Genomic DNA, 23,957 nt, shown 5'->3' on the forward strand with positions numbered 1-23,957 from the left:
GCTCATGACTGCCTCCAAAAAGCAGTCTTGAATCAAGCTGCGATCAATTCGTCAACCAATTCGTCCACGCCGCCTAGCGGGTGATACTGGTGTTTATATAGTTGTCCAAAAAGGCGAAAGCGAGTTGATTCCGTTGAAATATATTTGAGCAATGCCTTTTTGAGGCCCGATTCTGCGGCCAAAAGCTACGTAACGGAAACATGTTAGTCTTGCACGACGTACAAGAAAACTTGAGGGAGAAAACTATTGCTAACGCTGGCCGGGCAAATTAAAGGAAGCACGGCAGTGAACTGCGGCTTCATCCATATCCTTCAATAAATGACAGGGGCGGCGACGCGAACACATCGCGATTCAAAGTTTCCCTATCTTAGTAAGGTTGAGTTCGAGTTTTTCTATTTGCCGATTCAAGAAGAAAGACTTGTTGGTAATGTAATGTGGTTTGACAATTCTATTGCAAATGACATTATCAACTGATATTCGCAATCGCGAACGGATGGGGCAGAGTTTTGGAATACGTAACGACGATGGCAGGCGGGGATCTCCAGTTGTCGATTACGCAACAATAAAAAGTAAGAAGGAAATCTACCTTATGGAAAATCTGGACACGCACGACGAGAGCGCAGAACTGCTTCTAAGCCTTACTGCAGATGTAGTAGCCGCATATGTCGGCAATAATTCGATTCGCGCTGGCGAGTTGCCGCTGCTGATCGCTGAAGTACATGCCGCTTTCAAGCGTCACGTCGAACGCGAAGAAGCGCCTGTCGTCGTTGAGAAGCCGAAGCCTGCCGTCAACCCGAAGAAGTCGGTTCATGACGATTACATCATCTGCCTCGAAGACGGCAAGAAGTTCAAGTCGCTGAAGCGTCACCTGATGACCCATTACAACATGACCCCGGAACAGTACCGCGAAAAGTGGGATCTCGATCCGAATTATCCGATGGTTGCTCCGAATTATGCTGCTGCTCGTTCGCGTCTGGCGAAGAAGATGGGCCTGGGCCGCAAGCCTAAGGACGCTTAATCGCTCCGATATTTCGAGCGAGCTGCGCTTTACCGCATCTGTTCTGAAAACTTTATAGAAATGGCCGTTATCGTTGAGCTTATGCTTTTCGATAGCGGCCATTTTGTTTTGGGTTCAGCATTTTCGGAAGCAAGTGGTCTTTTCAACCGATCCGGTCGAAAGCCTGTTTCAACGCAATGTGCCGGTTCAGGTCATAACTCCGGTGACCACACATGCCTTTCAAACGTTCCCTTTCCATAAGGCGCGTCAGCCGCCGTTTGGTGCGCTCTTTTTCTTCCTGCGGTGCCGTGAGAACCTCATCGAGGTCGATACCGGCGATGATCTGCAAGGCAATGCGCTGCATCGCGGTCAGTTGATTCTGTTTTTGCCGGGCAAAAAATAGTGTGCGGGCGTGTTTCAGATCCGCTTCCATGGCAATTATCCTCATTTCCTGATGCGAAAGAGCATGAGCCATGCAGAATTGTGTTGGATAATATTCCTATATTTTGCCGGATTTTTCTTTAAAATAGTTATGGATCGCAATCGACCGAAGCAAGTTAATGCCGAGATGACAAGGCCTTAGCTTATGTTAGAAGTGTCGAAACTAACCAAAGACGGCAAATTATTCCACGAAACTTATCCACACTTGCATTTTCCTCCGTATAAGAAGATATTCCTATTCTGGCGAGGAAAGATGAATGTCTTTGGAACTATCGGATGTCATTCATACGCGGGCGGAAGCTTTCGAAGCATTGAAGGTGCTTGCTGCGCGGCATGGGAGAAGCCTTAGCCTCGAAAGGGTGGAGGGTATCGCCGACCGTTCGCGGGAGCAGCAGAATGTTGTGCTCGGTGATGCCCTTATCGATTTGCTTGTGGCTATGTTCGGTGTCTCCGGCGCTGAATTGCGGTCGCCCCTGCGGTGCAGGCGTGAGGTAGCCCGTGTTCGGCAGATCGGCATGTATGTTGCGCATACGGCTTTCGGGCTGGCCATGCGCGAAGTGGCCGCCGGATTTGCGCGGGACCGGACAACGGTCATGCATGCCTGTCATCTGGTGGAAGACATGCGGGACGATACGGATTTCGATGCAATCGTCTCGACATTTGAACGGATTGCGCAAAGTGCCTTCACGGCCTGGAGGATGGCGGCATGACCACCCAATTGCCGGCATCCGAAACGAGAATCATGCGTTTTTTGAAGAATGGCGATTGCGAGGTTCAGGATTCCGTTCGCGCTTCGCATGTTTTGCTTGCGACGGAACAGGGATCCATTGCCGCCTCCCGCGCCGAGCTGGAGGCCATGCAAAAAAGGGGATTGCTGCATTGGGAGGAGGAGCGGCTTGTTCTATCGCAGCCCGCCAACCGGCCTTTGAAAAATGGCGGCAAGTCATTATCCCGCCCGGCAAGAACCCTGCAGACCATCGACTATGAGCATGGCGAAAGGGTTGAGATCAATCTGGAGGAATCGCCGCTTGCCATGCTCTACAGGCGCAAGAATGCGAATGGTTCGTCCTTCATTTCGGAAAGCGAGTTTCTGGCCGGTGAAAGACTGCGTGCTGACTATACACGCGGATCGCTGATGCCATCCGTCACCATGCGCTGGGACACCCGCGTCGGAGGTGGGCGCAGCGGGCCAGGCGGCATGGCAGAGCTGACGGATATCGCGCTGGCCAGCCGCATCCGTGTCGAGCGGGCACTGGAAGCGGTCGGACCGGAGCTGAACGGTGTTCTTGTCGATGTCTGCTGCTTTCTGAAAGGGCTCGAAACCGTGGAACGTGAGCGGCAATGGCCGGTTCGCTCGGCCAAGATGCTGCTCAAGGTCGGTCTGGCCGCGCTGCACCGGCACTATAATCCTCACCTCGAAAAGGAGCGGGGAAGAGCGGTTGTCCTGCATTGGGGAACCGACGACTACCGGCCGCAGATGCGACCGCAGACTATATGAGATGATGAGGCGGCCCCCTCATTGACAGCTATCGGAGGCAGGTCTATCGCCTCTTTCTCAAAGGGACTCTGTGCCCGTTGGGGAAGTGGGGAGAAATCACATGAATTCGGTACGGAATCGGCTGGAAAGCATCCTGACGCGACTGGAAGCGCGGGCAGCAAGCGAACACGTTTTCAGCAAGGTCTATGCACAACAGGCGCGGGCTGAGGCGGATGCCGCCGATGCGCGCCTTCGCGACGGGCGTCCCGTCAGCCCGCTCGATGGGCGTATTGTTTCGATCAAGGATCTCTTCGATGTTGCCGGAGAGCCGACACTTGCCGGTTCGGTTATTCGACGCGATGTGGCTCCGGCAACGCAGGATGCCACGATCGTCCGGCGTCTGCGCGATGCGGGTGCGGTCATTGTCGGCAAGACCCATATGACGGAGTTCGCTTTCACGCCGGTCGGTCTCAATCCGCATTACGGCGAGCCGGGCAATGCTATTGATCCGACGCGTGTTCCGGGCGGATCGTCGTCGGGTGCGGCCGTTTCGGCAGCGGAAGGCACCAGCGAAATCGCTATCGGTTCGGATACCGGCGGATCGGTGCGCATTCCGGCAGCGCTGAACGGCATTGTCGGCTTCAAGCCGACTGCGCGGCGCATTCCGCTGGACGGTGCATTTCCGCTGGCGCCGTCGCTCGATTCCGTTGGTCCGCTGACCAGGACAGTGGCCGATGCCATTATAACCGACGCGATTATGGCAGGCGAAGCGCCCGTGTTGCCGGACTCCCTGCCGCTCAAGGGGCTGCGCATTGCACTGCCGAAAGGCTATCTTCTGGCCGATATGGAGCGGGACGTCGCAAGACATTTCGAGGCAACTGTTGCGCTTCTTGAAAAAGCAGGAGCGATCATTGCCGACCTGGAAGTCGATGATCTGATCCAGCGTCTGCGCGAGGCAACCCGCGTCGGCTCCATCGCCGGGATCGAGGCAAGTCACATCCATGCATCGACCTGGCTTGGCGATCCTGATGCCAATGTCGATATTCGCGTGAAGCGCCCGCTGGCTGTCCGCGTCAAGGTTCCGATGGAAACCTATCGCGGGATCATGGAAACGCGCGCAACGCTTGTTCGTGAAATGGACGAGCGCCTGAGCGGCTTCGATATGTTCGTAACGCCCGCCACGCCGATTGTTGCGCCGACGATTGCTTCGGTCAGCAATGACGAGGCTGAATATGACCGTGTGGAAGGGCTGTTGCTGCGTGATACGCAGGTTGGAAACCAGTTCGACCTGTGCAGCATCACTGTGCCGATGCCGGGCATGACGCTGCCGACCGGCTTCATGCTCAGCGCACGTGGCGGCACGGACAAAAGGCTGCTTGCCGCAGCCTTGTCGGTCGAGAAACTCTTAGGCTGATTCTTTCGCCAGCTCTGCTTCACGACGGATGCGCGCCACCATGGCGCGCAGTCCGTTGGAGCGCTGCGGTGTCAGATGTTCATCGAGGCCGAGCTTTTTCAGGATGGCTTCCGGGTCCACGGCGAGAATGTCCGAAGCCTTTTGGCCCGAATAAAGCGCCAGCACGATGGCCACCAGACCGCGCACGATATGCGCATCGGAATCGCCCAGAAATTCGATAACCGGATCGTTGCCGTCTTGCGGCAGCGTCTTCAGCCAGACCTGGCTGACGCAGCCCTGAACCTTGTGTGCAGCATCGCGCGCATCGTCAGGATAGGGCGGCAGTTCCTTGCCGAGATCGATGACATAGCGATAGCGGTCTTCCCAATCGTCGAGAAATTCGAAATCGGACATGATGCTATCGATGGTCGTGGTCATGATACTCGCCTGAAAGAAGTTTCTTGCCGCTTATATAGTCATGAAACACCGCAAGGTCACGGAAAACTCGAGCGCATCCCGAAAAGTGTGAAACGGTTTTCGGACAAGATGCGCGTTTAAAAAACGCTCTAGCGTTGAATGGAACCAGTCAGGCGACGGTCCAGTGCGCGCAGGGCTTCGTCCCGCGAGGTCGGGATGGGAATGCCGATTGCGGCCTGCACAGGTGCGGTGGCAACCGGTTCCACACTCGCAGGCGATTGCGGTTTTGTGCCGAAACGGTCGCTCAGATATTCGAGCACGGCGCGGCTTCCTTCCAGAAGGCCGCTTCCGGCGCTGGAAACAAGTGAGGTGCCGTTCTGGCAGAAGGAAGGGTTGTCGATGCACAGCTTGCCCAGTTCCACGGCGGTTTTGCCATTGGCGAGAAGCTGGTCGATAGAATCCGGCTCCCGCTTCGTCTCGGCAATAGCTGGCTTCTCCTGCGGCTTGCTTTGCTCATCCGCAGGGAAGAAGCGCGGCATCACGATGAATGCCAACGACAGCCAGAATACGGATTTGAGGAGAAAACGGATCATTGCCTTCTTGCGGTTGCGTGCTCTCGGTTTGCGTCAATGTCCGATGAATTGGAAAAGATTCCGTAACTGTTCAGTTTATTGGAGCGCATCCCGAAAAGTGTGAAACTGTTTTCGGACAAGATACGTGTCATGGTAAAGCATTTGAACGTCAAAATTGTGCCGTGGCTGTGGTTTCGCCACCTGATCGCTACTCTCTGTTTACCATAGGCAGAAAAGCAGACCCGACGCGTCACTTATCCGCTTTGGACGGTCTCGCTTTATCGTTTCTTTAAAGCCTCGGCTGCAATCTGTTGCTGGCTGGGAGAGCGTCGTTACGGCGAACGGTTTTCCGGTTTAGACCATGCAAGAGTATTGAGTGAGTACGGCACGTTGAACGCCATTCTTTTGAAAACAGCCGAGACCGTCCGCACGAATGTGCAGGCGATCAGCCGTTTTTACGAACGTTTCTGCCGCCGCTGGGTATCCAGTCCCGATGCGGCCTCCATACGTGTCATCGGTTCGGTCATCACCGCGCCGGTCCTGCTTTGTGCGGCCGTGCTCGCCTCTGGCGTAACGCCGGGCTTTACGGAATTTGCGATTCTTGCAGCAAGTTTTGCAGGTGTCGCCATGATCCTTTGCGCGCTGTCGCTGATGAGCGTCGCCGCACCTGTTCTGGCTGGCCTGAACTTCGCTGCCTATGGCGCGGGTCTCGCCGCCATCGGCGCTTTTTCTCATGGCAATGCGGTCTTGTGGCTGATGGTGGCGGGTTTGCCGCTTGAAGTCTGGTTTGCGACCCGCAAGCCTGCTGCCGCAGCAGCGGGCGCCGCATTGGCGGCCATGATTCTCGGCTATTTTGCGACGGCAAGCGGTGGCGCCATTTCCGGCGGCAGCTATGTGTCCGTCGCTGTTCTCATGCTTTATGCTGCAAGCCTAGTTGCGCGCGGTTTTGTGAGCGCCGCCAGGCCCGCGCAGCTCAGGATCCACGCGCCGCAAGTTGCTGTTGCCGCAGGCGACGTGCAGTTCGGTCTTGATTCGGATGGCGTGGTATCCTCGGTCGATACGAATTCGGCAAAGCTTTTGGGCGTACAGCCCAAAATGCTGGAAGGCACGGCGCTCATCGACCGCGTTCATGTGGCTGACCGTGTGCAATATCTTTCGCTCCTGGCCGATCTTCGCGCCGGTTCCGCTTCCAGCAAGATTGATGTGCGTCTGCGTTCCATCGAAAACGGCGATACGATCTTCCGCACTTATCGTCTCGAAGGTGCCGCAAGCGCTCACGCCATCACGTTGATTGGCCGCTCGCTTGAAGGCGAACAGAAGCTTCTGGATGAAATTGCAACGCTGAAAGCCGAGCTGGAATCGGAGCGCATCGGCAAAGGCCGTCTGCTTGCAGCCGTCAGCCACGAGCTACGCACGCCGCTCAATTCGATCATCGGCTTTTCCGATATGCTGTCGCACGAAATGGGTGGCAAGCTGGCCAATGAGAAGCAGCGCGAATATGCGGGCCTCATTCATCAGTCCGGCCATTATCTGCTGGAACTCGTGAATGCCGTTCTGGACAATTCGCGTCTGGAAACCGGTAATTACAGCATCGACCCGCAGAACTTCGCTTTCCGTGAAGCGGCTGAAATGTGCACCGCCGTCATGCTGCCGCAGGCTGAAAAGAAAGGCGTTGCCTTCTGCCATCGCGTTGGCACAGGCATTGGTGAACTGGTAGCGGATCGTCGCGCCGTCCAGCAAATTCTGCTCAATCTTGCCGGTAATGCGGTGAAGTTCACGCAAAGCGGCGGCTGCGTCACCATTGATGCAACCCGCATTATGGCCGAAGGCCGCCCGATGCTGGAAATCATCGTGTCGGATACGGGCATCGGCATCGAGCCGGAAGATATGCAGCGCATCGGCACGCCATTCGTGCGCGCCGACAATAACTATACGCGCACGCAGGAGGGGAGTGGCCTCGGACTTTCAGTAGTCAAGGGGCTGGTGGAACTGCATCAGGGGAGCATGCAACTCAAGAGCTGCCCTGGCGAAGGCACGATCGTCACGCTCCGCCTTCCGGTGGCAGGCCCGCAGTTTGTCATGGGGGACGATGAATATCAGGAACTTGGCACGGTGATCGACATGCACCGTCACCAGGGGGAAAGGCGTAATGACTGGCAGAACGACGAAGACAACAGCCAAATCCGGGAGCAGAAAGATGCGCAAACCCGCAAAACGGCGTAGTCTCGGCTCGCGACTCCTCCACTTCTTCTTCACATCGGCTTCCGCGCTGGCGATTGCCGCCGGAGATTTCATCGTGCGCAACCCCGTCCTGACCGGCGGGGCAACTGCGTTTCTGGTTGTGTTGAGTTTCGTCTCGGCCAATGCGCTCTGGTATCAGCCGGAGGCGCACAACGCCGTGTTCTTCCGCACCAGACCGGATTTCGTGTTCAAGCCGACGCCACGCGCAGTCCTGCCGGGCACGGCATCAGCAAGTGATAGCGCCCCGAAACCGACCGCGACGGCCTCAGCCGAACCTGCAAGCTCCGCAAACACTGAGACTGCCCAGCCGCTGGAAGCGGCCAGCCTGTCGGCGGACCGGCTGAACATGAGCGCATCGGTTGACGACATGCTGCCTGCACTTGCGCCCAATGCCGATCTGGAAATCGCACGTTTGCAGCAGCGACTTTCGACACTTGGAATTTACAAGGGACCGGTGGATGGTTTCACTGGGCCGCAGACGCGTGAAGCAGTGGAACGCTGGCGCGCCTTGCAGCAGAAGCTCGGCGTGCAGGAAGCAAACATACCCGCGCAGTTGCAGGCCGATGCCCAAAACAGTACCCCGGCTCAGGACGATGTGGCGAAAGCCATCGAGGTAGCAGTTCCGACGCCGCGTCCGCAGCCCGCAGTCTTGAAGACGGAGACGGATTCCAAGCCAAAACCCGCTCTCGCATCTTATGAAAAACCGGCACCGAAAAAGCAGATGGCAGCAACGCCCGCCGTGCAATCGGGGAAAGTCAGTTCGCAGGATATTATCCGCGTGCAGGCCGGGTTGAAGGCATTCGGCAACGACACCGTGCCGGTGAACGGACAATCCGGCAAGACGACACAGGAAGCGGTGCGCGAATTTCAAAAGCTGTTCAGCATGCCGGTAACCGGCGAAATCGATGCAACGCTGATCGCCAAGATGCGCGAGATTGGCCTCATAAGCTGATGGATTCCCGATGCGCCTGACATCCGATTTCTGGGTTTCGGCATTGATCCGCAAGGTGCAGGGCGAGGGCGGCTTTGCCTATCTCGCCCGTCGCGGTTCACCGGAGGCGGGCGCAATTTTCATCAAGGTAAGCTCACGCTTCGGTACATGCGACCTGTATTCGCCTGCGCCACAAACCTCCTATGAAGAGGATAATGACGGAGAACGCATGTTTCTGCGTATTCTTCACGACGCTGATGACATGGCGGCAGGCGACTGTATGGCGCGAGAAACCCGCTTCGATCCCGACCTGTGGCTGGTCGAGCTGGAAGATGTGGCCGATGCATCGGCACTGTTCTCGATTTCGCAGGACGGAGAAGCGATATAAACTGGCGAGGATAGAGCGGGTTCCAGTAAAAACGGAATCAGTAGAGCCGCTCTATCCTTTTGTTTTACGCATTATCCTACGCAAAATCGCTTGGCACTTTTGCTGGAAATGCTCTATTTCACTGATCGCTGAAGCGACGGGTGATCAGAATTGGCAGCATCCACGAGCGGCGTGTCGTCTTCGGATTCAGCCATTTCACGCAGTTTCCCGCGCAGCATGGCAGACATGTCATCGGCCTTCCAGCGCCGCACGAGCGCCATCGCTTTTTCGCGGTCGATGGAGCGATAAATATGCACAAACTCGCGCAGGCTATCGCGGTTGGTGTCGATAGGACCCAGAATGGCCGTCATGACGAGATAGCATTCGGCAGGTGACAATCCGAGCGCCTTGAGTGCAATCGGCAGATGCGAATCCGGCCATTGCCCGATGATCGCGTCGGACCGTTCAAACGACAGGTCGAGCGCATCGGCCAGCGCATTGCGGAAAAACTGGCTGTCAATCAGAAGCGCGGTGTCGATGAGATGCTGCGAGCCGGTGGTCGCGCCAGCCTCGAAGAAAGGCTGTTGCAGTGCGCGCGCCAGTCGTTCGGAGCTGTCTTCTTTCATCAGCGGCGCTCTGGCTGCAGAAAGATCGGGTACATCCGGCCTTTCGAGCGGTTCGGCCTCGATGTTGGCGAGATTTTCCTGAAGCGTCAGCGTACGGTCGATGACCGGGTCGGCGAAACTGCGCAGCACGCCTTGCAGAAGGATGTCACCGGACTGGCGCCGTGCAATGGCGCGCGCATGGGCAAGACCGTTCTTGCCGATGATTTCGATGAGGTCGGAAGGGCGTAGAAGGGGAGAGCGCAGCAAAATAGGCGCGGAGATTTCGACGGGTTCGTCGGCCAGCGCCAGAATGAGACGACGCGGCGCGTCCTCCAATTGTGCCAGCGCATTGGCCGCATGGCGCTTGCCGCGGGTGGAAGCGCATTGGAGAAGTGGCATGGCAAGATCTTCAAGCTGCTGCATATCCTGCCGTCCGGGGCGCGTGATACCCGCAAACGCGGAAATCGCGGCCGCCAGCAGGTCGTCCGCCTTGCTGCTCCCCGCTTTTGAATTCGACGGGCTCCGGTGGCCTGAAATATCCTCCAGGGCGCGGAACTGTTCATTTGTCACGCAGAATACTCCGGTAGGCACACAACTCACCCGCCCCAAATTGCAGATCACGCATCCAGCAGCAGCCGGTTGATGCGCAAATGCACCCCGCATGGGTCGGTATTCCGGATAGTAGCGTTGAAGCCTTAGCAACTCATTAACCGTGCCATAAAGAAACAGCATTTGGGTCAGGCAGCTAGAGCCCTTCAAACGGCGCGCATCCCGCCTCCGCAAAGAAGCGCTGCACTTCCATGTTCCACGTTGCGTCAGGCACGAAAACGCGCAGCACGGCGGCACCTTCGCCGATATTCGGCTCGATCAGGATCGAACGTGCATTGGCCTGCGAACCATCCGAGCGCAGACTTGCCATGCCGATGGGATCGGCAAGGATCAGATCGAGCTTGCGTTCGTTGGAAACGCTGTCGTTGAGGCTGTAGAGATTGTCCCCGTTGGGCGCATAGATTGAGAGCGACCAATAGGGCACATTCGCCCCGGTCGTAATGTGCACAGGCCCGTCGGCAAGATCGAAGCGGCAGGTGGCTTGCTGCACCAGCGGGTCACTGTCGCTGACCGGACCGGTCTTTTCGTCCAGCCTGTGGAAACGATATGGCTCGCTTCCAGCTTCGATGCGCGACCACGCATTTTTGTCTGAATAAAAGGGGACGAGGAAGAGAACCGCGATATGAACAATCGCAGCGCCCACGATGCCGAGGAGAACGAGGCGCAAAGTTCTAGCCACTGCACGCCCCCTTGATTGCACCCGCAATACGGGCGAGGCCTGGCATCACCAGATCAGAGAGACCGGAAGATGATGCCGCAGGCGTGTCGTAAAGCGTCATGACAAGAACGAAATCGCCGCTGCCTTCGACGGGCAGCCAATTGCCCGGCGCTGCATCGGGGCCAATGGTGATCGTGACGCTACCGTCATCGTCATACAGGACTTCGCGGGAATGCAGCGCTTCCTGCAATCCTTCACGCGGCCTGATCGGTTCCAGATCAGGCGTAGCGGGATAGACGGTCCAGAAGCGGGCAGGCGGTGTCATGCCGCTCAGGCGATAAGTGCAGCCGCGCCGGAGGGCGCGCCCGCTATTGTCGCTGCGCGCATAGAACGGAAGACCTTCCGCCGTTCCAAGCGCCAGATAGGCCTTGCGGGCAGCGCGGGCCTTGGAATAGGGGTCGGCATCGGGCGTGCCAGCCGCCGGATAGGCGCTCCAGACCCCGACCTTGAGCTCACCGAAACCTTCAAACCGGTCAAGAACCCTGTCGACGCTCCAGATGCCGCCGCCAAGCGCCAGCACAAGCACAATCGCCGTGTTGAATATCCTCTTGAACATCGCCCCTCAGAGAACCGATATTTTCGTGCGCTCGGCGATCTTAGGCAGAGGCGGGGCCGCAAGGAAGCGGTCATGCAGTTCCTTGATAACTTTTGTCGATAGAGGAGACAATACGCGCGGCGGCGCAGCCATGGTTTCTGCCGGCTTGGCATTCGCCACTTGCGGCTCGCTCTTCTTGGGCGGCGCGGGGAATGGGGGGGTTACACCCGGTATGGGCTTCAGTTCGATATTCTGATGCGCATAGGCCATCATGCGTTGCCAGGCCATGGCAGGCAGAACGCCGCCGGTCATTTCCTTCATCGGGGTGAAATTGTCGTTGCCGAACCAGACCGCCGCCGTGAAATTTCCGGTAAAGCCGACGAACCACGCATCGCGATAATTCTGCGTTGTGCCGGTCTTGCCGCCCACCCGTGTCATCGGCAATGCTGCGCGGCGTCCGGTGCCGCGTTCAGGCACCTGCACCAGCATGGAATTCATTTCGAGTGCAGCTTTCTCCGACAGTGCCCTGTGCGGCTTCGGGGCATCGCGCCCGAAATCCCACAGCACCTTGCCTTCCGACGAAACGATCTGTGTGAAGGCGTGACGGTTGCCGGCCATGCCCGCATTTGGAAACACGTTGAAGCCGGTGGCCTGATCCATCACCGTCATTTCGGATGTGCCGAGCACCATGGTCTTGTGTGACGAGATCGGCGATTCCACGCCCATCGCCTTGGTCAGGGCAACGATGGGGGCCGTGGTCAGATAATCGCGCGCTAGCCGCACCGGCACGCTGTTCAACGAGCGGACGAGCGCCGTCGTCAGGTCCACGCGACCGGCAAAGCTGCGGCCATAATTGCGCGGTGACCAGTTGCCCCAGCTGATCGGAGCATCTGAAACGATCGTGCTGGGCGTCAGGCCCTTTTCCATCGCAGCCGCATAGACATAGGGCTTGAAGGACGACCCAGCCTGCCGCAATGCCTTGGTGGCGCGGTTGAACTGGCTTTCGCCGTAGTCCCGCCCGCCGACCAGTGCACGGACGGACCCGTCATTGGCGATAACGACGGTTGCCGCTTCCGAGACATTATAGTCCTTGCCGAACTGGCGCAGGTGATATTCGAGCGATTCCTCTGCCGCCTTCTGCAGGTCGCGGTCGAGCGTGGTGCGCACGATCAATGTGTGCTGCGGAATATTGGCGGCGATCTTCTTCACCTCTTCGAAAGCCCAGTCGAGGAAGTAGTCGGGACTTTCGTTCTTCGCACGGTCGATGACGCTTGCCGGATGACGGCGTGCAACGGCCACCTGTCCTTCGCTCAGGAAGCCGCTTTCAACCATATTGGAAAGCACAACATTGGCCCGTGCACGGGCTGCGGGCAGATTGACATGCGGCGCGAACTTGGCAGGCGCCTTGAACAGACCGGCCAGCATCGCAGCTTCCCCCAGCGAGACATCCTTGACGTTCTTGCCGAAATAGAATTCCGAAGCAGCCGCGATGCCGAAAGTTCCGCCGCCCATATAGGCACGGTCGAGATAAAGCTGCAGGATTTCCTTCTTGCTGAGATTGCTTTCCAGCCAGAGCGCGAGGAAAGCTTCCTTGATCTTGCGTTCGATGGTGCGCTCGTTGGACAGGAAAAGGTTCTTGGCGAGCTGCTGCGTGATGGTCGAGCCGCCCTGAACGACGCCATTGGCACGCATATTCTGGCTGAACGCGCGGCTCAGCCCCCAGAAGTCGATGCCGTAATGGTCGAAAAAGCGTCGGTCCTCGGTGCCGAGCACAGCCTTGATGACGTGATCCGGCAATTCATCAATCGGCACGGCCTGACGGTGGAGAATACCGCGCTGGCCTATTTCATTGCCATAGCGGTCGAGGAAGGTGACGGCATAATCGTCCTGCGCACGCCAGTCCTTCTTGGTTTCCTCGAAAGCGGGCAGGGCCAGGACGAGCATCAGAACTGCGCCGCCCACGCCCAGCGTAAATCCTTCGTCGAGAACCTCGACCACAAAACGCCGGAAACCGCGCACGCGAAAACGCCGTGAGAAAATGGTAATGTTCTCCCACCATTCGCCGAGATTGTAGCGCAGGCTGTAGAGGGTGGAATCGATCCACGCGTCGAATCCGATCAGGCGCGAAACCCTGAACGGTTTGCGCTTCTCGCTTCCGGAATCTTTTTCTGCCGTTTTACGCATATTCACTGACTTCGGCATGGTTGGTTTCGGAGACAGGCGGAACTTACCCATCCATCATAGTAGATTAATAAGCAACAGCTCATGTGAAATGGTTAAAACACAAGCAGCTTTTTGCTTATAGGAAAAAAGTCAAAAAATAGGAAAATAATCCTTGACTGCGTAACGGTGCCTTGCTAGGTTTTATATACAGTCGGAAAAATGTGATTGTTCACGCGTACTCCTTTGGATGTCTTTTTTGGCTGAAGGGTGCGGATACAGATTTTGCCGCAATAAACGTAAAGAGGTATCGGGCAAGTTGCGTGTTCTTTTCGTGGGACAACGAAAAGATGATTTTGCGCCGCATGGTAAGCGCAGCACCATTCCCGATTAAACACGTCGGACGGAGTTCACTGTGGCAGTGGGCTTGGGGCTTGGGGCTTGGGGCTTGGTTTTTCATAAACAGAGAAAATATGGTGCGGTTGACATTCGATCGTATTTGGGTCTGCAACACGAAAGGAAGTCATCATGACCATCCTTAACCATACAATATTTACTTCAGAGGTTACGTGGATCTGGTTCGCCAAGATTGCCGGTGCGACGGCAGGCTCTTTCACGTCGCTCGCCTACATCCTTCCGCGAGGAAAGCGTGACGCGGCGATCCGTTTCGCGGTCGGCGTGATCTGTGGCGTGGTTTTCGGTGGTGCGGCAGGCGTCAAGATTTCCGAAGTATTGGCTCTTGGCGGATTGCTTGGCCAGGCGGAATTGATGTTGATAGGGTCAGCGGTTGCAAGCTTGGCGGCGTGGTCGGCGATCGGGGTTTTTCAGCATTTGTCCGAGCGGCTGAAACACGCGCCTATACCCGGACTGCTTCCCGAAGAAAAAAGGAGCGATGACGATTCCTGATTATGGATGAAATTTTAAAAGGCTCTTATTGGCATTCGAGGGAGCCCGACAGCAGCTTCTCGGATATCGCGTGCCTCTCGCCTACGGGGGTGTAATAAATGCGAACTAGTCAAACGTCGACACTTATGAGCAAACGAAAAGACGGAATGATCTCGGCTATGGGCTTCCAGTTCAGTTTTGTTTGGATTGTTACAAGGAACGGACAGGTGGACCCGTCGTCGACCGCATTTCGGCAATGATTATCTGAGAAGAGTGGGGGTGTTGGTTGAGATACGTGACTGTATTTTGAGTATATGAATTAATCGATGTCGTTTCCGTTTTCTTTCATCCTGATGTGCTCTCGATCCTGTAACCGGCTTGATCGATCAGGGCGCTTTAACGGATGTTCTGCTATAATTGGCGACTGCAATTGCCGGAATTGTTACGATAATCGGGCGTATTGGTGTAACTTCACGCATTTCATAATTTCACAAAGCGTGATAGTCAGAGGCGGAATTTTCCTTTGGGCCCGGAAGAGGAATGGTTGTTCATGCATCGTTCAGCTGTAGGGCGCTATATAAGGCGGCATGATGAAACAAAATTCTGCACTCAAAGTTTTCGCGCTTCTCGCGGTTAGTATTGGCTTGCTGCCGGTCGATGCCGGTGCCCTGCCGATAACTGCGCCGCAGAAGTCCAATCTCATCGTCGCTGCCGCCGGAGATTGCGCGGCGGTCGGCGAACAGGTGGCTGCCCAGCAGGGCGGCCAGCTCGCCAAGGCAACCGCTGCGACTCAGAACGGCCGCCCCGTGTGTGTGGTTGTGGTGCTTGTGCCGGGCCGCGATGGCGAGCGTCCGCGCCGCGTTGAAGTGGCCGTTCCCGCTCAATAACAACAGCTTTAACCGTTGTTATACATGAATTGAGGGGAGAATGTCCGCTTGCGTATCCTGATAGTTGAAGACGACAAGGACCTGAACCGGCAGCTTTCCGAAGCGATGGCTGCTGCCGGTTATGTGGTCGACCGCGCCTATGACGGCGAAGAAGGGCATTATCTCGGCGATACCGAGCCTTATGATGCCGTGGTGCTCGACATCGGCCTGCCGCGCATGGACGGCATCAGTGTCGTGGAGCGCTGGCGGCGCAGCGGGCGTGCCATGCCCGTTCTCATGCTCACCGCCCGCGATCGCTGGAGCGACAAGGTTGCCGGTATCGACGCCGGTGCCGACGACTATGTGGCCAAACCTTTCCATATCGAGGAAGTGCTGGCGCGGCTACGCGCCCTGATCCGCCGTGCCGCGGGTCATGCTTCGTCGGAACTCGTCTGCGGGCCGCTCTATCTCGATACGAAAACGTCGAAGGCAAGTGTCAACGGCGTTGCCCTCAAGCTCACCTCACACGAATACCGGCTTCTGTCCTATCTGATGCACCATATGGACGAGGTGGTCTCGCGTACCGAACTGGTCGAGCATCTCTACGATCAGGATTTCGACCGCGATTCCAATACGATTGAAGTCTTTGTCGGCCGTCTTCGCAAAAAGATGGGTGTGGACCTGATCGAGACGGTGCGCGGCATGGGCTATCGCATCCGCTCCGGAGGGGAGATTGAGAGCGAAACGAAAGGCAACGACAGCTGAAGCTTCTTCGCGTCTTTCCTCCCTTGCGTTCGCTCGCGGTCCGCGTCGTCACGCTTTCGACGATCTGGGTCATCGTGGCGCTTGTGGTGGTGGCCACTTTCATCGGGTCACTGTATGGCGATGCGGCACGCAGCAATTTTGAACGCCTGTTGACTGCTCACCTGTTCAGTCTGGTCGGTGCGGTCAGCACGTCGGGTGAAGGCGTGCTGCAGGGACGTCCGGAACTGGGAGAATTGCGCTATTCCAGCCCGCTCTCCGGCTGGTACTGGTCTGTCGATCCCGTCACGCCGAACCTAACCGGAAAGCTGCAATCGCCGTCGCTCATCGGGCGCATCGTGCCGGAAATGCCGATCACGCAGGCACCGTTCGACAGCTCGTTCATGCGCAGCTACACCTTGCCCGGCCTCAATGGCGAGGAGCTTTTTATCGTTGAGACCGAAGTGGTGCTGGATAATGCCAATCGCATTGCGCGTTTTCGTGTCATGGGCAACCTCAGCGAGGTCCTGAAGGAGATATCCGATTTCAGAACCAGCCTCACGACCTATCTGGCGATCTTCGGTATCGGCAGTATTCTCATTAATGCCGCTGTGATTCTGTTCGGCCTGCGTCCGCTCGACAAAGTGCGTCTGGCGCTGGCTGATATTCGCGAGGGGCGCTCGTCAAAGCTCGACGCATCGCTACCTGTCGAAATCGCGCCGCTCGCAACCGAAATGAACGCGCTCATCGAGAACAATCGGCGCATTGTCGAGCGTTCGCGAACACAGGTCGGCAATCTTGCACATTCTCTCAAAACCCCCCTTTCCGTGCTGGTCAATGAAGCACGAAACATGGGTGGTGAACATGGACGCATTGTTCAGGAACAGAGCGAGGCGATGCAGGTGCAGATACAGCACTATCTGCAGCGCGCGCGCATTGCCGCGCAGCGTGACAGTGTGGTGTTCCGTACACCTGTGACGCCGGTTCTCGAACGCATGCAGCGCGTCACGGCGAAACTCAATCCGGCTTTCAGCGTTAACTTCAGGAATGAACTGCCCAATGCGGTCTTTGCTGGCGAAAGGGAAGATCTGGAAGAGATCGTCGGGAATCTGCTGGAGAATGCGGGCAAATGGGGCCGCAAACGTATCAATATCGGGCTTGCCCCTATTTCTGGGGAGCAACGGCAGTTTGAAGTCCTGATAGAAGATGACGGTCCAGGTCTGGCATCAGACAGTATCGAGGCAGCGCTGAAGCGCGGCAGCCGCGTCGATGAAACAAAACCGGGAACGGGGCTTGGGCTGGCAATCGTGCAGGATACCGTTCGCGAATATGGCGGCAGCCTGCATCTGGGCAAGAGTGCGTTTGGTGGATTGGGTGTTCGGATCGTGTTGCCGCTGACGGAAGATTGAAGGTTGTTTTTGGTCGAAAGCCAACTAGAAGATAAACTGAAAAAGTCACATGCCGATATAGTGTGCATGCTAATTGTTCATGAAGGCCGGTTGTTATGATGATGGTATCCAGGTTTTCTCACCCAGTTTCAGTCGCTTCGATGATGCTTGCCGTGGCGCTCGCATTGTCAGCCTGTGGCACGACCGGCAAGGGCACTGGTCTTGCTTCGCTGGGCGGTGGTTCTACGGCACAGAAGCCCGAAACCAGCCTGTTGACGTCTCTTGGAAACGGTCTCCTTGGCAGCGCCGCAAATCAGCTGAACGCAGCCGACCGCAAGAAGGCCCTTGAGGCTGAATATCGTGCGCTTGAATATTCACCGGCAGGCAAGGCCGTATCCTGGAGCGGGAGCGGGTCGAATTCCGGCGACGTGACGGCGGCGCAGCCTTATCAGGTCGGCTCTCAGAATTGCCGCCAGTATTCGCACAGCTTCAACATCGGCGGGTCGCAGCAGACTTCCCGTGGAACAGCATGTCGCAATCCAGACGGCAGCTGGACTCCTCTGACGTAACTCTCGCGTCCTACCTTTGCGGCGAATTGCCCTAGGTAGCAACTTACTGCAGGTAGTAGTTGGTTTTTCCCTTGGCTGCGCTTAAGTCGTAGCCATGGGATTCTGGCTTATTGCAGCATTACTGACATTGGCAGCCACTCTGGCTGTTTTGTTGCCTCTCACGCGGCGCAAGCAGGCATTCTTGCCCGCTGAAAAGAACGATCTTGAGGTCTATCGGGATCAGTTGCGCGAGGTCGAAGCCGACGCTGCACGCGGCATGATCGACCCGCAGAGCGCCGAACAGGCACGCATCGAAATCTCGCGTCGCATTTTGAATGCTGAAAAGTCCGGCAAGGAAGCTGCGGAAGCCGCGGGCAAGGCAGTGCCGGGCCGGATGCTGGCTTTCATCGCCGTGCTTGCAGTGCCGCTGATCGCCTGGGGCATCTATCCGCTTTTCGGCAAACCTGACATGCCTTCCATGCCGCTCGCCGAACGGCTTTCGGCCAGTGCGGATCGCGGCTCTGTCGATGAACTGGTAGCGCGTGCCGAAGCGCATCTGGCGCAAAATCCGGGCGATGTGCGTGGATGGGACGTGCTGGCGCCGATCTATCTGCGGCTTGGTCGCGCCGCTGATGCCGTCAATGCCTATCGCAGCTCCATTCGCATCGCCGGTGAGAATTTCCCACGCGTTTTGGGATTGGGTGAAGCACTGGCAACCGCTTCGGGCGGCACCGTGACCGCCGAGGCTGAAGGCTTTTTCAAGAAAGCTGCCGATCTCGAACCGAATGATGTTCGCCCGCAGTTCTACCTCGCACAGGGCGAGATGCAGGACGGTCGTATGGATATAGCCGCCAATCGCCTGCAGGCGTTCCTCGACAAGGCGCCGGCCGATGCGCCGTGGCGCGGTCAGATCGAACAGGCTATCGCCCGGCTTCGTAACCCTGCTTCCAACGGTGAACAGCAGCCGAAAGGGCCGACAGCGGATGATGTCGATGCCGCTTCGTCGCTCAGCCCGGAGGACCGGCAGGCGATGATCGAAGGCATGGTTCAACGTCTTGATGAAAGTCTTCGCCAGAATAGTGGGGATGTCGAAGGCTGGAAGCGTCTCGTGCGCTCCTATATGATCCTCAACCGTCGCGATGCAGCGCTGGACGCTCTCAATCGCGGCATGACAGCCCTTCAGGGCGAAAGCCGGACGAACTTGCAGAGTTTCGCAGCCGGTCTTGGACTGGAGACAGGGAACGCACAAAAATGAGCGCGACCGCAGAAGACAACGCACGTGGTGCCAAACCGGCGGGTAATTTTGCCCGAACCGTCAGCCAAAGAAAGCGCAAGCGCCTGTTCCTGATCGGCGGCGCACTGGCGGTTCTGGCCGTAGCGGTTGGATTGATGCTGATGGCCTTTAGTCAGGACATTCGCTTCTTCCGTACACCTGCCGACCTGACGGAACAGGATATGGCCTCCGGCTCGCGGTTCCGTCTCGGTGGCCTCGTCGAGCAAGGGTCCGTCAGCCGCGAGGGCAGCGAGCTGCGCTTTACAGTGACCGATACGATCAAGACCGTGAAGGTCGTGTTCGAGGGTATTCCGCCTGATCTCTTCCGCGAAGGGCAGGGCGTTGTCGCCGAAGGGCGCTTCGGACACGATGGCATGTTCCGCGCCGATAATGTGCTGGCGAAGCACGATGAGAATTACGTTCCCAAGGACCTTGCCGACAGCCTGAAGGAAAAGGGCGTCTGGGAAGGCAAATAAAAACTAGGGCATTTCGTATCGGACCGGTGGTCCGATACGAAATGCTTGATGGAGACTGCAGATGAGTGTCGAGATCGGCCATTTCGCTCTGGTTCTGGCACTGGCCCTGTCGATTGTCCAATCGATCGTGCCGGTGGTTGGTGCGCATCGCCGGGATACGCAGCTCATGTCAGTCGCGGCGCCGACGGCAATTGCAGTCTTCGCGTTGATCTGCCTTGCATCGGCGGTGCTTGTCCATGCCTATGTCGTGTCGGATTTCTCGGTCCTGAACGTGGTTGAGAACTCGCATTCGCAAAAGCCGCTCCTCTACAAAATCACGGGCGTCTGGGGCAATCACGAAGGCTCAATGCTGCTGTGGGTGTTCATTCTCACCTTTTTCAGTGCGCTGGTCGCTGCATTTTCTGGCAATCTGCCTGAAACATTGCGCGCCAATGTCCTTGCCGTGCAGGGCTGGATCGGTGTCGCATTTCTGGCATTCATTGTGTTCACCTCGAACCCGTTCACCCGCATTTTTCCGGCTCCGATGGAGGGCGGCGATCTCAATCCGATCCTTCAGGATATCGGTCTCGCGATCCATCCGCCGCTGCTCTATCTCGGCTATGTCGGTTTTTCGGTATGCTTTTCCTTTGCCGTAGCGGCACTGCTCGAGGGGCGTCTCGATGCTGCATGGGCGCGCTGGGTACGTCCGTGGGCCCTCGTGGCCTGGATGTTCCTGACTGGTGGCATCGCCATGGGTTCTTACTGGGCCTATTACGAGCTTGGCTGGGGCGGCTGGTGGTTCTGGGACCCGGTCGAAAACGCTTCGTTCATGCCGTGGCTGGTCGGCACCGCATTGCTTCATTCGGCTCTCGTGATGGAAAAACGCTCGGCGCTGAAAATCTGGACCGTGCTGCTTGCGATCCTCACTTTCTCGCTGTCGCTGCTTGGTACATTCCTTGTCCGCTCCGGTGTTCTGACCTCGGTTCACAGCTTCGCCACCGATCCGGGGCGCGGTCTTTTCATTCTGGCGATCCTTGCAATTTTCATTGGCGGATCGCTGTCGCTTTTCGCATTTCGCGTGCAGAGCCTGACGGCAGGCGGCATCTTCCACCCGATTTCGCGCGAAGGCGCGCTCGTCTTCAACAATCTGTTTCTGACGACCGCTGCCGCAACTGTGCTGATCGGTACGCTCTACCCGCTGCTGCTGGAAGTGATGACCGGCGACAAGATTTCCGTCGGCGCACCGTTCTTCAACATGACGTTCGGTCCGCTGATGATCCCGCTTCTTTTTGCGGTTCCCTTCGGCCCGCTGCTCGCCTGGAAACGCGGTGATCTTTACGGCGTGTCGCAGCGGCTGATGACAGCTTTCGCGCTCTCGCTTCTGGCTGCGGCGATCGTTCTGTGGAGCACATCGGCGAAATCGGTTCTCGCTGCCTGCGGTATCGGGCTTGCCGTATGGCTGATTTTCGGCAGCCTGACGGATCTTGTTCTCAAGTCTGGCATCGGCAAGGTATCCGCTGGCAAGGCAGTTGCGCGCTTCAAGGGTTTGCCACGTTCGGTCTTTGGCACGGCGCTCGCCCATATCGGGCTTGGCGTAACGCTGCTCGGTATTGTGAGCGTGACCACGTTTGGCACTGAGAATGTGTTGATCATGCGTCCGGGCGACACGGCCAAGGTGCAGAATTACACACTTCGCTTCGACGGCCTGCGCCCGCTGACCGGTTCGAATTTCACCGAAAACCGGGGCACTTTCACGCTGCTCGATTCCAGCTCGCGCAGTCTCGGGCAGATTGAGCCGTCCAAGCGCTTTTTCCCAGCACGCCAGATGCCAACAACTGAATCGGGCATCAAAACCCTGTGGTTCAGTCAGGTCTATGTCGCGCTTGGCGATGAACCGGGCGATGGATCAGCCGTCGTTCGCATCTGGTGGAAGCCTGACGTGACACTCATCTGGTATGGCGCTCTCGTGATGATGGTGGGTGCGCTGTTTTCCCTTGCAGATCGTCGCCTGCGGGTTGGCGCACCTTCGCGCAGTCGCAAGTCCGCGTCGAAAGAAGCGGAGGCCACAGCATGAGAAAGCGCTCGGCATTTGCGGCGCTCCTGCTCGGTGCTGCTCTGGCTATTCAAGGGACGGCGGCGTTCGCAGTCAATCCGGATGAAGTCCTGTCCGATCCGGCGCTTGAAAAGCGCGCCCGAACCATTTCCGGCGAACTGCGCTGCATGGTCTGCCAGAACGAATCCATCGACGATTCCAATGCCGAGCTTGCCCGCGATCTTCGCGTTCTCGTCCGTGACCGGCTGAAAGAAGGCGATAGCGACGAACAGGTCATGGATTTCATCGTCGACCGTTACGGCGAATTCGTGCTTCTGAAGCCGCGTCTCAATGCGCGCACAGTGCTTCTGTGGGGCTTTCCTGTCGCCGTGCTTCTGATCGGTGCGGTCGCGCTGGTTGTTGCCTTTCGCGGACGCAAACAGGCAGGCGAAGCGCCTAAACCGCTCACCGAAAGCGAAAAGGTGGAACTCGCGCGTCTGCTGGACGGAAAATAAGCGCTGGTCGCCTGCGGTTGTTATTCGTAACCTTACGAAACTTTCATGTTGTGGAAACGGAGCGGTAAGGTAGCCCTGACTATCTTACGCTCTATAAAGGTTTCACAGGTCCACGTTTCCTGAAGGATCAGGGACGGCCGGATTGCTGCTCGTAAGGAGAAATAAATGTCCAGAGCCAGGATTTCCAACTATCGCAAAGGCGTTGCCGCGATTGCACTATCGGCTGTTCTCGCCGGTGGTTTTGTCGCGACCGGCCCGCTCGGTGCGCTCAATGACGCCCGCGCGGAAGCCGTGCAGGTAACGCCACCACCGCAGGCTGCGGGTTTTGCCGATCTTGTTGAGAAGGTTCGTCCGGCTGTCGTCAGCGTTCGTGTAAAGAAGGACGTGCAGCAAACTGCTGATCGCGGTGGCAGTGGCCAGTTCTCGGGCCCTCCCGGGTTTGATCAGCTTCCGGACGATCATCCGCTGAAGCGCTTCTTCCGTGATTTCGGCATGGACCCGCGTGGCGATGCACGTCCCGACGCTCGCCCGGATCGCCGCGGCCCCGGCAAGCGTGGCCCGCGCCCCGGTCATGAACGTCCGGTCGCTCAGGGTTCCGGCTTCTTCATTTCCGAAGACGGCTATGTCGTAACCAACAATCACGTCGTTTCCGATGGCGATGCATATAGCGTTGTCATGGATGACGGCACGGAACTTGACGCGAAGCTGATCGGCACCGATCCGCGCACAGATCTGGCGGTGCTGAAGGTCAACGATCCGAAGCAGAAGTTCACCTATGTTGCATTTGGCGATGACAACAAGATTCGCGTCGGCGACTGGGTCGTGGCTGTCGGCAACCCGTTCGGCCTTGGCGGCACGGTGACGTCGGGTATTGTATCGGCTCGTGGCCGTGATATCGGCGCCGGTCCTTACGATGACTTCATCCAGATCGACGCGGCTGTGAACAAGGGTAATTCCGGTGGTCCGGCCTTCAACCTGTCTGGTCAGGTGATCGGCATCAACACCGCCATCTTCTCGCCTTCGGGCGGCAGCGTGGGCATTGCCTTCGCAATCCCAGCCTCGACCGCTAAGCAGGTTGTTGACCAGCTCATCAAGAAGGGCTCGGTGGAACGTGGCTGGATCGGTGTTCAGATTCAGCCGGTGACGAAGGATATTGCTGCTTCGCTCGGCCTTGCCGAAGAGAAGGGTGCAATCGTTGCGTCGCCGCAGAAGGACGGTCCTGCTGCCAAGGCGGGCATCCAGTCCGGTGATGTGATCACGGCTGTCAATGGCGAAACCGTGCAGGATCCGCGCGATCTGGCACGCAAGGTTGCTGGCATTGTTCCTGGCGAAAAGGCGGCACTCACCGTCTGGCGCAAGAACAAGGCCGAGGAAGTCGATATCACCATTGAAGCGATGCCGGGCGATCTCGGCAAGGCAGCCAGCGCCTTGGGCGACAATGGCGGTGGTCAGAACGAGACCCTCGACTCCTATGGCCTGACCGTGACCCCGTCCGAAGACGGTAACGGCGTAGTGGTAACCGATGTCGATCCCGACAGCGATGCCTCCGATCGCGGTATCCGTTCCGGCGATATCATCATGAGCGTCAATAACCAGACGGTGAAGAGCGCCAAGGATATCAACAACGCCATCAGCGAAGCCGCCAAGTCGGGTCGCAAGGCAGTGCTGCTGCAATTGCAGAGCAACGATCAGAGCCGCTTTGTGGCCCTGCCGATCGATCAGGGATGATGACCGGCAGCCCCTTAAGGCTCTGAGCTATTCGATGCCAGGCGGTTCTCCGCCTGGCATCGC

Annotated in this window: 24 protein-coding genes; 17 read left to right on the forward strand and 7 right to left on the reverse strand. The window is 57.5% G+C overall.

Going from position 1 to position 23,957, the window contains the following annotated elements; translation table 11 throughout:
• Positions 1-589 precede the first annotated feature (589 nt).
• Entirely contained in the window at positions 590-1,018 is a 429-nt protein-coding gene (locus tag KWJ32_RS19655) for a MucR family transcriptional regulator (protein ID WP_010661576.1), read from the forward strand.
• Positions 1,019-1,160: 142 nt separating this feature from the next.
• On the opposite strand, the gene KWJ32_RS19660 is transcribed toward KWJ32_RS19655, so the two are convergent.
• Positions 1,161-1,430, reverse strand: a complete 270-nt coding sequence (locus KWJ32_RS19660; protein ID WP_256886173.1) for a cytoplasmic protein — start codon at positions 1,428-1,430, stop codon at positions 1,161-1,163.
• Positions 1,431-1,701: 271 nt separating this feature from the next.
• Between KWJ32_RS19660 and KWJ32_RS19665 the strand changes: the two genes are divergently transcribed.
• The 3 genes from KWJ32_RS19665 (at position 1,702) to KWJ32_RS19675 (ending at position 4,329) form a co-directional block, all read left to right on the forward strand.
• Positions 1,702-2,148 (forward strand): helix-turn-helix domain-containing protein, encoded by a 447-nt coding sequence (locus KWJ32_RS19665; RefSeq protein ID WP_256886211.1) that lies wholly within the window; start codon positions 1,702-1,704, stop codon positions 2,146-2,148.
• Positions 2,145-2,936 (forward strand): DUF6456 domain-containing protein, encoded by a 792-nt coding sequence (locus tag KWJ32_RS19670; protein ID WP_256886174.1) that lies wholly within the window; start codon positions 2,145-2,147, stop codon positions 2,934-2,936. The genes KWJ32_RS19665 and KWJ32_RS19670 overlap by 4 nt, the downstream gene beginning before the upstream one ends.
• Before the next feature lie 100 nt (positions 2,937-3,036).
• Positions 3,037-4,329, forward strand: a complete 1,293-nt coding sequence (locus KWJ32_RS19675; RefSeq protein WP_256886175.1) for an amidase — start codon at positions 3,037-3,039, stop codon at positions 4,327-4,329.
• Here the strand turns inward: KWJ32_RS19675 and KWJ32_RS19680 are convergent.
• Together KWJ32_RS19680 and KWJ32_RS19685 are read right to left on the reverse strand one after the other, a co-directional pair.
• Positions 4,321-4,746, reverse strand: a complete 426-nt coding sequence (locus KWJ32_RS19680; protein ID WP_061347215.1) for a SufE family protein — start codon at positions 4,744-4,746, stop codon at positions 4,321-4,323. The two genes, KWJ32_RS19675 and KWJ32_RS19680, sit on opposite strands and share 9 nt — an antisense overlap.
• 128 nt (positions 4,747-4,874) lie before the next feature.
• The gene (locus KWJ32_RS19685; RefSeq protein WP_256886176.1) at positions 4,875-5,318 is read right to left on the reverse strand and encodes a hypothetical protein; all 444 of its coding nucleotides are present in this window, start codon (positions 5,316-5,318) and stop codon (positions 4,875-4,877) included.
• Positions 5,319-5,687: 369 nt separating this feature from the next.
• Between KWJ32_RS19685 and KWJ32_RS19690 the strand changes: the two genes are divergently transcribed.
• Genes KWJ32_RS19690 through KWJ32_RS19700 form a run of 3 tightly spaced genes read left to right on the forward strand, consistent with a single transcriptional unit; the run spans position 5,688 to position 8,857 of the window.
• Entirely contained in the window at positions 5,688-7,520 is a 1,833-nt protein-coding gene (locus KWJ32_RS19690; RefSeq protein WP_256886212.1) for a HAMP domain-containing sensor histidine kinase, read from the forward strand.
• Entirely contained in the window at positions 7,495-8,490 is a 996-nt protein-coding gene (locus tag KWJ32_RS19695; RefSeq protein ID WP_256886177.1) for a peptidoglycan-binding protein, read from the forward strand. Before KWJ32_RS19690 ends, KWJ32_RS19695 begins: the two co-directional genes overlap by 26 nt.
• A 10-nt stretch (positions 8,491-8,500) precedes the next feature.
• Entirely contained in the window at positions 8,501-8,857 is a 357-nt protein-coding gene (locus tag KWJ32_RS19700; RefSeq protein WP_256886178.1) for a DUF1491 family protein, read from the forward strand.
• 113 nt (positions 8,858-8,970) lie between these two features.
• Here the strand turns inward: KWJ32_RS19700 and KWJ32_RS19705 are convergent, their stop codons facing one another.
• The 4 genes from KWJ32_RS19705 to KWJ32_RS19720 form a co-directional block, all read right to left on the reverse strand.
• On the reverse strand, positions 8,971-10,011 hold the full coding sequence (locus KWJ32_RS19705) for a DUF2336 domain-containing protein (RefSeq protein ID WP_256886179.1): 1,041 nt from the start codon (positions 10,009-10,011) through the stop codon (positions 8,971-8,973).
• A gap of 175 nt (positions 10,012-10,186) precedes the next feature.
• Entirely contained in the window at positions 10,187-10,729 is a 543-nt protein-coding gene (locus KWJ32_RS19710; RefSeq protein ID WP_256886180.1) for a hypothetical protein, read from the reverse strand.
• Positions 10,722-11,324, reverse strand: a complete 603-nt coding sequence (locus KWJ32_RS19715; protein WP_256886181.1) for a DUF1214 domain-containing protein — start codon at positions 11,322-11,324, stop codon at positions 10,722-10,724. The genes KWJ32_RS19710 and KWJ32_RS19715 overlap by 8 nt, the downstream gene beginning before the upstream one ends.
• Positions 11,325-11,330: 6 nt before the next feature.
• A complete protein-coding gene (locus KWJ32_RS19720) occupies positions 11,331-13,505 on the reverse strand; it encodes a penicillin-binding protein 1A (protein ID WP_256886182.1) in 2,175 nt (724 codons plus the stop codon).
• A gap of 486 nt (positions 13,506-13,991) precedes the next feature.
• Here KWJ32_RS19720 and KWJ32_RS19725 point away from each other — a divergent pair, with 486 nt between their 5' ends.
• The 10 genes from KWJ32_RS19725 (at position 13,992) to KWJ32_RS19770 (ending at position 23,894) form a co-directional block, all read left to right on the forward strand.
• On the forward strand, positions 13,992-14,369 hold the full coding sequence (locus KWJ32_RS19725; protein WP_256886183.1) for a DUF6107 family protein: 378 nt from the start codon (positions 13,992-13,994) through the stop codon (positions 14,367-14,369).
• 569 nt (positions 14,370-14,938) lie between these two features.
• Positions 14,939-15,235, forward strand: a complete 297-nt coding sequence (locus KWJ32_RS19730; RefSeq protein ID WP_061347242.1) for a hypothetical protein — start codon at positions 14,939-14,941, stop codon at positions 15,233-15,235.
• Between the two features lie 48 nt (positions 15,236-15,283).
• Positions 15,284-15,979: a response regulator transcription factor gene (locus KWJ32_RS19735; protein WP_109987928.1), complete on the forward strand. Its 696-nt coding sequence runs from the start codon at positions 15,284-15,286 to the stop codon at positions 15,977-15,979.
• Between the two features lie 74 nt (positions 15,980-16,053).
• The gene (locus KWJ32_RS19740) at positions 16,054-17,364 is read left to right on the forward strand and encodes a HAMP domain-containing sensor histidine kinase (protein ID WP_256886213.1); all 1,311 of its coding nucleotides are present in this window, start codon (positions 16,054-16,056) and stop codon (positions 17,362-17,364) included.
• Positions 17,365-17,459: 95 nt separating this feature from the next.
• Positions 17,460-17,912 (forward strand): membrane protein, encoded by a 453-nt coding sequence (locus KWJ32_RS19745; RefSeq protein ID WP_029376304.1) that lies wholly within the window; start codon positions 17,460-17,462, stop codon positions 17,910-17,912.
• Positions 17,913-18,006: 94 nt separating this feature from the next.
• A complete protein-coding gene (ccmI, locus tag KWJ32_RS19750; protein WP_043062632.1) occupies positions 18,007-19,146 on the forward strand; it encodes a c-type cytochrome biogenesis protein CcmI in 1,140 nt (379 codons plus the stop codon).
• Positions 19,143-19,640, forward strand: a complete 498-nt coding sequence (gene ccmE / locus KWJ32_RS19755; protein WP_256886184.1) for a cytochrome c maturation protein CcmE — start codon at positions 19,143-19,145, stop codon at positions 19,638-19,640. The genes ccmI and ccmE overlap by 4 nt, the downstream gene beginning before the upstream one ends.
• Positions 19,641-19,701: 61 nt before the next feature.
• Positions 19,702-21,693, forward strand: a complete 1,992-nt coding sequence (locus KWJ32_RS19760; protein WP_010661598.1) for a heme lyase CcmF/NrfE family subunit — start codon at positions 19,702-19,704, stop codon at positions 21,691-21,693.
• Positions 21,690-22,166: a cytochrome c-type biogenesis protein gene (locus KWJ32_RS19765; protein WP_012092441.1), complete on the forward strand. Its 477-nt coding sequence runs from the start codon at positions 21,690-21,692 to the stop codon at positions 22,164-22,166. The genes KWJ32_RS19760 and KWJ32_RS19765 overlap by 4 nt, the downstream gene beginning before the upstream one ends.
• Before the next feature lie 165 nt (positions 22,167-22,331).
• Entirely contained in the window at positions 22,332-23,894 is a 1,563-nt protein-coding gene (locus KWJ32_RS19770) for a Do family serine endopeptidase (RefSeq protein ID WP_029925303.1), read from the forward strand.
• Positions 23,895-23,957 lie beyond the last annotated feature (63 nt).

The sequence above is a fragment of the Ochrobactrum sp. BTU2 genome (assembly GCF_024539785.1).
Classification (GTDB): Bacteria; Pseudomonadota; Alphaproteobacteria; order Rhizobiales; family Rhizobiaceae; genus Brucella; species Brucella anthropi.